General features: G+C 50.4%; 7 protein-coding genes, 2 rRNA genes and 1 pseudogene. 9 read left to right on the top strand and 1 reads right to left on the bottom strand.

What is annotated here, in order from left to right:
* The 4 genes and pseudogenes from NZ772_07115 to NZ772_07130 all read left to right on the top strand — a co-directional run.
* Positions 1-99, top strand: a 23S ribosomal RNA gene (locus tag NZ772_07115); the annotation flags it as partial.
* Between the two features lie 77 nt (positions 100-176).
* Positions 177-293: ribosomal RNA gene (gene rrf / locus NZ772_07120) — 5S ribosomal RNA — on the top strand.
* Between the two features lie 601 nt (positions 294-894).
* Complete coding sequence (acs, locus tag NZ772_07125) at positions 895-2,865, top strand: acetate--CoA ligase (protein MCS6813328.1); 1,971 nt, start codon at positions 895-897, stop codon at positions 2,863-2,865.
* A gap of 177 nt (positions 2,866-3,042) precedes the next feature.
* Positions 3,043-3,850: pseudogene (locus NZ772_07130) on the top strand (IS5 family transposase).
* A gap of 69 nt (positions 3,851-3,919) precedes the next feature.
* Here NZ772_07130 and NZ772_07135 read toward each other — a convergent pair.
* A complete protein-coding gene (locus NZ772_07135) occupies positions 3,920-5,125 on the bottom strand; it encodes a HAMP domain-containing histidine kinase (GenBank protein ID MCS6813329.1) in 1,206 nt (401 codons plus the stop codon).
* Between the two features lie 652 nt (positions 5,126-5,777).
* Here NZ772_07135 and NZ772_07140 point away from each other — a divergent pair.
* From NZ772_07140 to NZ772_07160, 5 genes are all read left to right on the top strand, one after another.
* Positions 5,778-6,629: a M48 family metallopeptidase gene (locus NZ772_07140; GenBank protein ID MCS6813330.1), complete on the top strand. Its 852-nt coding sequence runs from the start codon at positions 5,778-5,780 to the stop codon at positions 6,627-6,629.
* Positions 6,630-6,703: 74 nt separating this feature from the next.
* On the top strand, positions 6,704-7,453 hold the full coding sequence (locus tag NZ772_07145) for a methyltransferase domain-containing protein (GenBank protein MCS6813331.1): 750 nt from the start codon (positions 6,704-6,706) through the stop codon (positions 7,451-7,453).
* Positions 7,454-7,493: 40 nt separating this feature from the next.
* Entirely contained in the window at positions 7,494-8,513 is a 1,020-nt protein-coding gene (locus NZ772_07150; protein ID MCS6813332.1) for a glycosyltransferase family 4 protein, read from the top strand.
* Positions 8,510-9,940, top strand: a complete 1,431-nt coding sequence (locus NZ772_07155) for a hypothetical protein (protein MCS6813333.1) — start codon at positions 8,510-8,512, stop codon at positions 9,938-9,940. Before NZ772_07150 ends, NZ772_07155 begins: the two co-directional genes overlap by 4 nt.
* Positions 9,885-10,325, top strand: a 441-nt coding sequence (locus tag NZ772_07160) for a glycosyltransferase family 1 protein (GenBank protein MCS6813334.1), incomplete at its 3' end; no start/stop codon positions are given. The genes NZ772_07155 and NZ772_07160, both read left to right, overlap by 56 nt.

A 10,325-nucleotide genomic window follows, 5' to 3' on the forward strand; every position in this document is an offset into this window, starting at 1 on the left:
CCAGTAAGGTCACGGGCAGACGACCCGTTGATAGGCGCTAGATGGAAGTGTGGTAACACATGCAGTCGAGGCGTACTAACAGACCGAGGGCTTGACCTCAAGGGATAGGTGGTCGTGATGGTGACTGACTGGTAGCTATGCAGCCTTCTGGGTGATGTCAATGCGAGTGTTGTCTTCCTGGTGTCTATGGCGATGTGGCCCCACACTCATCCATCCCGAACTGAGTGGTGAAACGCATCTGCGGCGACGATAGTTGGACGGTGACGTCCTGCGAACCTAGCGCGATGCCAGGGTAAGTTTAGTGACCAGTCTCTTGCTCTTGCGGTGGGAGGCTGGTTATTTTTTGGCTTTGTTTCATCTAGGTTGGCGCTCTGCTGATAGCGAGTTTTTTCTGTTACTGGTGAGGTGGTTGGCAGAGAAATTGTGCTTGCTAATGTTATGTGCTGTTGTATTCTTGCGTTCGATTACATTTCTTGCTTGCCGATTTTGGTTTGGTGTGAGTAGTGCGCCAACTCGTTAACAGTGGCAAATTTAGAGCTGCATTCCCTAATAAGGCCGCTTTTCTTCTGAAGGAGTAACTTTGCTGGTTATTCACTCCTCCATACTATGGCTATGGATAGCTTGTAGTAGGAACTTAATTCTACGAACTAATGGGTTATGTCACTGGCTTTTGGAGAATTGGTATTAGATTTCTGGTGTTGGATGGTCTGACCAACGACTTTTTTGGCAACGGGATCTGGAGGAATCATGGTTATAAACACAGTTCCTTGGTACTTGAGATGCGCTTACTCTGTTATGGAACTGGTGTAGACATTAAGAAATACGGCAAGGGGCGATCGCGGTTCCAACAACACAGTATGGTTTTGTAAAGGAGTAGACTTGACTAAATTCACTATGTCCCAACCTACGATTGAATCCATCCTGCACGAAGAGCGTCTGTTCACCCCTCCAGCCGCATTTGCTCAAGCTGCTCGCATTAAGTCCTTAGCAGATTATGAGGCTTTATATCAACGGGCGGCGGCTGACCCGGAGGCATTTTGGGCAGAGCTGGCACACCAAGAATTGCACTGGTTTCAGCCCTGGGACAAGGTGCTGGATTGGAACCCACCCTTTGCTAAGTGGTTTGTCAATGGCAAGATTAACATTTCCTACAACTGCCTTGATCGCCATCTGACCACGTGGCGGCGTAACAAAGCCGCGCTGATTTGGGAAGGGGAACCGGGTGACTCTCGCACCCTTACCTATGCCCAACTGCACCGAGAAGTATGCCAATTTGCCAATGCTCTAAAGCAACTGGGTATCAGTAAGGGCGATCGCGTGGGTATCTACATGCCCATGATTCCTGAAGCTGTGATTGCTATGCTTGCTTGTGCCCGCATTGGTGCGCCCCATTCTGTTGTTTTTGGTGGTTTCAGTGCAGAAGCGTTGCGCGATCGCCTGATCGATGCCCAAGCAAAGCTAGTGATCACTGCCGATGGAGGTTGGCGCAAGGATGCGATCGTCCCCCTAAAGGATCAAGTAGATAAGGCTCTAGCCGATGGCACTGTCACCACTGTCAGCAACGTACTGGTTGTGCAACGTACCCGGCAACCCATTGCTATGCAAGCAGGCCGTGACCATTGGTGGCATGACATGCAACCAGGGCTATCTGCCGACTGTCCTGCTGAACCGATGGATAGCGAAGATTTGCTGTTCATCCTCTACACCTCTGGCAGTACTGGTAAGCCCAAGGGTGTTGTTCACACGACAGGTGGCTACAACCTCTATACCCACATAACCACCCAGTGGATCTTTGACCTCCGTGATGAGGATGTCTATTGGTGCACTGCCGATGTCGGCTGGATTACCGGACACAGCTATATTGTCTATGGCCCGCTCTCCAACGGAGCCACCAGTCTGATCTATGAAGGAGCACCTCGTCCCTCTAATCCTGGTTGTTTTTGGGATGTGATTGAAAAGTATGGGGTGAATATTTTCTACACTGCTCCCACTGCTATCCGCGCCTTTATTCGCATGGGAGATCATTTGCCCCAAGCCCGCAACCTGTCATCGTTGCGCCTGTTGGGTACTGTGGGTGAACCGATTAACCCTGAAGCCTGGATGTGGTATCACCGGGTAATTGGCGGTGAACGCTGCCCGATCGTTGACACCTGGTGGCAGACAGAAACTGGCGGCATCATGATTACTCCTCTACCTGGAGCTATCCCTACTAAGCCAGGATCGGCAACTCGTCCCTTCCCCGGCATTCTGGCTGATGTAGTAGATCTAGAGGGCAATTCTGTTCCTGACAATGAAGGGGGCTACCTTGTTGTGCGTTATCCCTGGCCTTCTATGATGCGCACGGTTTACGGGGATGACGATCGCTTCCGCCGCACCTATTGGGAGCATATTCCTCCTAAGGATGGCAACTACTTGTACTTTGCGGGAGATGGTGCTCGTCGAGATCGTGATGGTTACTTCTGGGTGATGGGGCGCGTCGATGATGTCATTAGTGTGGCTGGTCACCGCTTGGGGACAATGGAAATTGAGTCAGCATTGGTGTCTCACCCAGCCGTAGCCGAAGCTGCCGTCGTAGGCAAGCCCGACGACATTAAAGGGGAAGAAATTGTTGCCTTTGTCACCCTAGAGAGTGGCTCCACCCCTAGCGATGATCTCGTGAAGGCCCTGAAGCAACATGTCGTCAACGAGATTGGGGCAATCGCTCGACCTGGTGAAATCCGCTTTACTGATGCCCTGCCTAAAACTCGATCGGGCAAAATCATGCGCCGCCTCCTACGTTCCCTCGCTGCAGGTCAAGAAGTCTCTGGTGACACCTCCACCCTCGAAGACCGCTCTGTTCTTGACAAACTGCGAGAAGGTGCATAGGTGATTTCTACTACCAAAACACCCAACACGACACAGGTGCTTTATCAGTGAACATATCAAAGCTGCGTGAATTGAGAAATAAAATGGCGTTATTGCATGAAGGGGAGTTGCGGGCAGGAGAGACATGGTAGATTTCAGTCACCACACATCCAACCTGCCATGACGACTCAATAGCGCATTCGCAACTGATTCGAGCATAACGCTGGCTTGAAGGCTAGAGGAAGCCTCACCTTCTGGATTGAGGAGTCCGTTCTGGAGCGGTGGGTGGTTGAGGATTTGAGCAGCAAGCCAGGTGCGTTTATCCTCTACAGCGATTTGGCCATTTGACAATGGCAACGGCCAAAGCCGTCGATGGGGTAGTTGGGCGGCAGTGCCAGGGGTTTCTCGAATCGATGCTCCAGTGGTGGATGCGACGGGGGTGAACGTCTATGGTGAAGGGGAATGGAAACCGCGACAACATGGCATCAGCAAACGTCGCACTTGGTGCAAGCTGCATCTGGGAGTTGATGAGGCAACTGGCGAAATTGTGGCCATGGTGGTGACGACGAATGATGTGGCAGATGGTGAAGTGTTCCCAGACATTCTGGAGCCGATTGAGGATGAGATGGAGCAGGTCTCGACCGATGGGGCTTACGACCACCGCCACTGCTATGACGAGATTGCTGCCAGAGGCGCGAAAGCGGTGATTCCACTGCGCAAGGATGCTCAGATCTGGCGGCATGGCCATCGCCAAGGCAAACCCCATGCCAGAGATGAGCATCTGTGCTACATTCGCAACCATGGGCGCAAACGTTGGAAGCGGGAGAGAGGCTATCATTGCCGCTCGATTGCCGAAACCACGATGTTTCGGCTTAGGGCGATCTTTGGTGGCAAGCTGAGTGGGTGTCAATTTGACCATCAAGCGGTGGAATGGTTTATCCAATGGGCTGCACTTAACCGGATGATTCAGAGCGCTAAACCCGATAGCTACGAGGTTGAAGCTTAATATCAGGACGACCTCAGGGCAGACTGACCGTTCTTTGATTCATGCAACAAAGCCATTACAAGTTAGTGGTTAACTAAGTCTTGAGTCGAGATCATCACGAGGCAACTCAATCAGGAATTGTGTTCTTCCGGGCCTTGACTGACAGGTAAGTTGTCCGTGGTGTTTTTGGGTAATAATCTGATAGCTAATGGAAAGACCTAGGCCAGTGCCTTTGCCTACGGGTTTAGTTGTAAAAAAGGGATCAAATAGTCGTTTTTGCACCTCTGTTGTGATTCCAGGGCCATTATCTCGAATAGCAACCTGAACCCAGCGATCAGTGCAACTAGTTTGAATTTCAATGTGAGGGTCTGGCAGATTATCCTTGACCATTGCTTCTTCTAGGGCATCAATGGCATTGGCGAGGATATTCATAAATACTTGATTAATGTCCCCAGCGTAGCAGGTTACGGGGGGAATATCCCCATATTGACGGGAGACTTTAATGGCCGATCGCTGACCCTGGGCGCGTAACCGATGATCTAGGATGATCAAGGTACTGTCCAACCCCTGATGTAAATCTACCGACTTGATGGCAGACTCGTTCATACGCGAGAACTGCTTGAGGCTGCTGACGATCGTTGTGATGCGTTGTGAGCCATGTTCCATAGATGCTAATGCACTAGGCAGGTCTTCCCTGAGGAAATCAAAATCAATGTCCTGAAGATAGGCTTGAATAGCTGGAGTAGGTTGAGGCAACGCTTGTTGGTATAGATCAACCAGAGTTATCAAATCCCGAACATATCCCCTTGCATGTTCAATATTGGCATGGATAAAGTTGACAGGGTTATTGATTTCATGGGCAACACCCGCAACCATTTGACCCAAACTGGCCATCTTTTCGGTTTGAATAAGTGTTGGTACCTGCTGTAACCGCGCTAGTGACTCTTCAGCTTTTTGTTTTGCGTAGCTCAACTCCTGCCTTGAACGAATTAAATGCTTGAGGGTTTGGTGATAGGTTGTGACACTGAAGAGCACAAAAAACGCACCCCCAAAGAAAACAACCCCCATGAGAAGAGTGATTAGACTGGTACTTTGGCTCCAAGTTAACCAAGCTGCCAATGAATAGCCTCCTAGAAACATGATCATGAGGGAATAGAGAATCTTCCAGTTGCGAGGAATGTCTTCAGGGGAGAAGAGACGAAGGAGTTGCTGCGTTTTTCGGATGGACACCGTCATCGTAATTGTCCCCCCTACAATCAAAAATGTAGGTACCTCCTTAGAGAATAGGATTTCCATGATACTTGTACTAATCCAGTTAACAGTGTTACAGAGTTGAAATCCGTGAGAACTATAGGCGTTTGGTAACTGCTCAATATGCCCCACTCTCCAGCAGGTAAGCTAACCTCCCGGTTGGATAGACTTAGGGTGTTTTACTCTCTATCCGGGGGAAAGGCTTCAACTCAGCTTCCTGCTTGCATTTGGCATGTTTGTAGGCTGGGGTGCTTTAGCATTACAGTGCATTGTGCTCAATTTCCCAGACAACGATAGTGCGCATTCCCTGATGCAACGCCATTTATAGCGGCTCCATAGCTGATTAGTGCTAGCTTAAGCTCTGAGTGACAGAACTATGCCTAGTGCAGCCAAGGCTTGACAACTTCCCTGAAAGCAGGTGTTGGCCTAATCATCTTTGAGCATTTTTGATTATCAGCCGCCGTGGGAACATTTGATGTGATAGGACGCACGCGCTTAATTCCTATTAGTCACACTGGTTGACCTAGCCCGATTTACATTCAGCGACGATCGTTCCTAGGCTGCTAGCCATGCAGTTGCAGGGCAGTTAGCGCAACAATTGGGTGGTTCTTTACGTCCAGATCTGGGTGCATTGCAGATTGCAGTAAAATCACAACCATCCACGGCTGTCCCGACTCTTGTATTCACTCTAAACCCTATGTTAAATCTCTTCTCTAGACTGTTTCGCTGCTCTAGCCGCCGCGTTGGCTACGGACTTTTAGCCACAATTACGGCCCTTGGTGTTTGGCTAGGGGCCATGGTTAAGACTCCTGCTCTTCCCATTGGTGATTTGATTTTCCAGGGGATCCAGATTATTCAACTGTCCAACATTTCCGATGAGCAAGAGGTAGCACTAGGCAGACAGATGGATAGCGCGGTCATGGCGAGGGAGTTTCGAGCCTATCGCAATGCAGACATCAATGCCTATGTGAATGATATTGGCCAGAAATTGGCGCGGCTGAGCGATCGCCCTAATCTTCCCTATACCTTTCGAGTCGTGGATGATCAGCAGGTCAATGCTTTTGCCACGATGGGTGGTTACGTGTACATAACGACAGGCTTGCTACGCACGGCTGATAACGAGGCGCAGCTTGCGGGCGTGATTGGGCATGAGATTGGTCACATCACGGGTCGTCACTTGATTGAGCAAATGAAGAATGATGCTATTTATCAAACTATTGCTACGGCTGCTGGGGTTAACCGAGATCAGATTGCAGCCTTAGGCATAGATTTGGCACTGCGTCGTCCCCGCTCCCGTGAGGATGAGTACGATGCCGATCGTCGTGGGTTGCAGTACATGGGTAGAGCAGGCTATGCCCAATCAGCAATGCCTGTATTTATGGCGAAATTGCAGAGCAGTCGCTCAGTACCCGATTTTCTCAGCACACATCCAGCTCCTGCTGATCGGGTTGCTGCTATTCGTCGTAACATTAACCCTTCCATGGCTAATGGTGCTGGCCTAGATGTAAATGCCTATCGCCGTCGTATCCGTCCGTTGGTCGGTGGTTAGGGACTCAACCTAATGTGGTCTGGGTAATTAGCCGTATAATTGAGCCTTGGTAGTCCCATAAACGGCAGGGAGGCATGATGGCTGTCACTAAGGAGCGCTGGCAGAAAGCTCAATCACTGGAATCTCAACTGTGGCATGGCCTGTCGACTGATATTCCATCGCTGCTAGGCATTCCTAGCGAGTATGTTCAACTGCAACGCCGGATTGGGGCTGATGTTATGCGAGACCTCTGTGACCATAAGGACATCTTAGAGATCGGTGTGGGGCCATTTGGCATTAGTCTGACCTCTATGTATCCTGGTAAGGCTCACATTAAGCGACTAGTAAAGGTGGAACCACTGCCGCGTATTTTGTTGACCGATTTGCAGGGTGAGGAGCGATCGCTGATTGAACCCCTCATTCACTGGCTACACGCCCTCAGCGAAGAGGGAGACTATGTGCAAGCACCTGGCGAAGCACTAGAGTATGACGCTGAATTTGACACCGTTATTACTGAGAATGTGTTGGATCACGTCTACGAACCAGAAAGCATTCTTCGTAATGCCTATCGAGCCTTGCGCCCAGGTGGAAAGATTCTGGTAGCAGTCAACTGTTTCTCGGTGTTGGGCTATCTTAAGTTTGAGTACATTACTCGCAACACTATGAAAGGCAGCATCTTGGTGGACTCTCACCCCCATTCTTTCTTGCCTAGCCATGTTCAGCGTATGATGGAACGCTGTGGATTCCGCAATATCCTTACTAAGGGCTTGCCTAGGAGCTGGTGGCGGCGCTTGGCTGGTTCAAGTTCAACGGCCTCGATGCCGATCTTTATCGGCTGTAAGTAAACATCTGTTGATCGACTCAAGCTGTTGCCAGCTATATCCCATGAACATCTTGATGTACTCTCCTCACTTTTATCCCAGTGTAGGTGGCACTGAGATGGTGATGCGGATTCTAGCCGAAGAGTTTGTCCGGCAAGGGCATCAAGTTGTGGTGCTGTCTCAGACCCCTGCGGGCGATGCACCGCCGTTGACCGTGCCCGTGGTGCGCCACCCTAACCTGAAAACCTTGGTGGGTTGGTTGCGTTGGTGTGATCTGTTTTTCCAAGGCAGTGTCAGCCTGAAAGGTGTTATCCCCCTGTTGTTAGTTCCTAAGCCGCTAGCGGTAACTCATCAGACTTGGTATCGGCGCTTGGACGGTCGCATTGGCTGGCAAGATCGGTTAAAGTACTGGGTGGCACGTCGAGCCATCAATGTTGCGCCTAGTCGGGCGATCGCTGCTAAGCTAGCTGCTCCTGTCGCGATCATTCCCAATCCCTACCGGGATGATTTGTTTGTCGAGATGCCACACATTCCCCGCAATCGAGATTTAATTTACGTAGGGCGACTTGTGTCAGATAAGGGGGTTGATTTGCTGGTGTCAGCACTAGCACGGCTGCGTTACCAAGGGATTATGCCTACCTTAACGATCGTTGGCAGCGGCCCTGAGGAAGTACCCCTGCGCCAACAGGCATTTGATTTGCAAGTTTTAGATCAAATTCAGTTTGTTGGGGTACAACAGGAACAAGCCTTAGTGCAACTACTCAACGCCCATAAAATTTTGGTGATACCATCGCGTTGGCAAGAGCCATTTGGCATTGTGGCCCCAGAGGGAATTGCCTGTGGATGTGTAGCTGTTGGCTCGGCTGGTGGTGGATTAAAGGATGCGATTGGGGCCTGTGGGGTGACGTTTCCCAATGAGGATGTGACTGAGTTGACTAATCAACTAGCGATGCTGTTAACACAACCTGATCGCCTAGCCAGTTATCGCTCGGCGGCACCTGAGCATTTAGCTCGTCACACAAGGGCAGCCGTAGCTACTGCCTACCTACAAACCTTTGAAGCAGCAATGGGGAGCCGAGCATGATTAAACTACTGGTTGCAGCGTTGGGCGCGATCGTCGTTATCTATCTGGCAGCAAGGGACTGGCGACGCTCGGTTAAGGCTGTCTTGCTGTTGGTGGTGCTAGAAGGTGCTCTGCGAAAGTGGATTTTGCCTCAAGCCAATGAGTTAATCTATTTCCTCAAGGATTTCATCATCATTGGAGCCTATTTGCGCTATTTCTTGTCCGATCGCGAGCGTCGTCCTATCTATCTCGATGTAGTCAGCGGATCCTTACTGCTAGTGTTGTGCTGGAGTCTGTATGAAGTTTTCAATCCAGCCTTGGGATCGCCTATACTCGGCATTTTTGGTCTCAGAAATTACCTAATCTATGTACCCATGATGTGGATGCTGCCCTCCTTGTTCCAGACAGAGCAGGAGTTGCAAGTCTATATACGCAATTACCTAATATCAATTATACCTGTAGGTCTGTTGGGCATGGTGCAGTATGTTAGTCCTAAGACTAGTTGGATTAATGCGTACGCTCCCAATGAGGGTGCAAATGAAGCGATCGCCACCTTTGGCAGTGCTGGCTTACAAACTGTGCGGATTACGGGTACGTTTTCTCACCTCAATACCTATCAGGGTTATCTGATTGTGTGCTTTGCCCTGTTGCTGCCTATGTTGACGCTCAAACAGTCCCAAAAGTGGCGCTGGCTGACGATCGTAGAGCTATTGCTACTTATGGTCAACACCATGATGACTGGATCCCGAACGGCGTTCCTGTCCCAAGGATTGATCCTGGGGGGATATTTGGTTCTAGGTTTCGTGACCCAATCCTCTAAAATGTCCTTCTGGTTGCAACAGGGGCTGCCATCTATGGGTATTGTAGGTATAGGGGTCATCCTTGGTTTTAGAGATGCGGTCGATCGCTTCTGGAAGCGAGTTTCCTACAGTCGAGACTTGGGATCACGAATTACCCAAAACTTCTATTTGCCGCCCGGTTTTTTATCAGGGAATAATTTAGATGGCTATGGAATTGGAGCAAACCACGGGGCGCGAGTCACGCTACAAAACTTGCTGGGGTTACCTCCTGGAAAGTTTCCTCCCCCGGTTGAGCCAGAAATTGCGCGGGTAGCCCTTGAGTTGGGGCCATTTGGATTCATTCTCTGGTATGGGTTCAGAGTTGTGCTCATCTTTAGCCTCTGGTTCACCATCTGGCGAGTCAGGCAATCCTTTTTACGTCAGTTGGCGATTATCGGATTTCTTACCCACATCGTCATGCTTTCTGGGCAGATGGTGTTTAATCATACCTTTGCTGTTTACTATTGGTTCATGGGGGGATTTATCTTCTTGCTCCCTCACCTAGAAGCCGTTGAGACCTGGCGACGTGACCAAGCGTTGTTGATGCAAGCGAATGCCCAAGCCAATCCCCAAACCTATATCCCTAGTGCACCCCACGGGCAACCCTAATGTTCGTAATGTTGCACTAGCGTTGGCTGAGGCAAACCTGTTGCACGAAGTCGTCACAACCTTGGCCATTAACCCAACAGGACGCTGGGTAGGGTGGCTGGGGCGGCTGCCGGGTGGCGATCGGCTTGCGGCTGAGTTGGGGCGACGGGACTGGCGGTTGCCCCCAGATGTCAGTATTCGTTCCTATCCTTGGCGAGAAGTAGGACGCATCTTGCTGGAGCGCACAGGCATTAGGCAACGCTTGGGATGGAGTGCCCAATCCCTGGCCGATCGGCTGTATGTATTCCTCGATCGCCAAGTTGCTGATCACCATTTGACGGGAATCCGGGCCGTTTATGCCTATGAAGACGGAGCAGCAGCAACCTTTATGCGGGCTAAGCAAGCA

This window comes from Cyanobacteriota bacterium (assembly GCA_025054735.1).
GTDB lineage: Bacteria > Cyanobacteriota > Cyanobacteriia > SKYG9 > SKYG9 > SKYG9.

Bases quoted from the DNA above. Each gene is read 5' to 3' on its own strand.
- acs (MCS6813328.1), top strand. From the start codon at position 895: ATGTCCCAACCTACGATTGAATCCATCCTGCACGAAGAGCGTCTGTTC.
- NZ772_07135 (MCS6813329.1), bottom strand. From the start codon at position 5,125: ATGGAAATCCTATTCTCTAAGGAGGTACCTACATTTTTGATTGTAGGG.
- NZ772_07140 (MCS6813330.1), top strand. From the start codon at position 5,778: ATGTTAAATCTCTTCTCTAGACTGTTTCGCTGCTCTAGCCGCCGCGTT.
- NZ772_07145 (MCS6813331.1), top strand. From the start codon at position 6,704: ATGATGGCTGTCACTAAGGAGCGCTGGCAGAAAGCTCAATCACTGGAA.
- NZ772_07150 (MCS6813332.1), top strand. From the start codon at position 7,494: ATGAACATCTTGATGTACTCTCCTCACTTTTATCCCAGTGTAGGTGGC.
- NZ772_07155 (MCS6813333.1), top strand. From the start codon at position 8,510: ATGATTAAACTACTGGTTGCAGCGTTGGGCGCGATCGTCGTTATCTAT.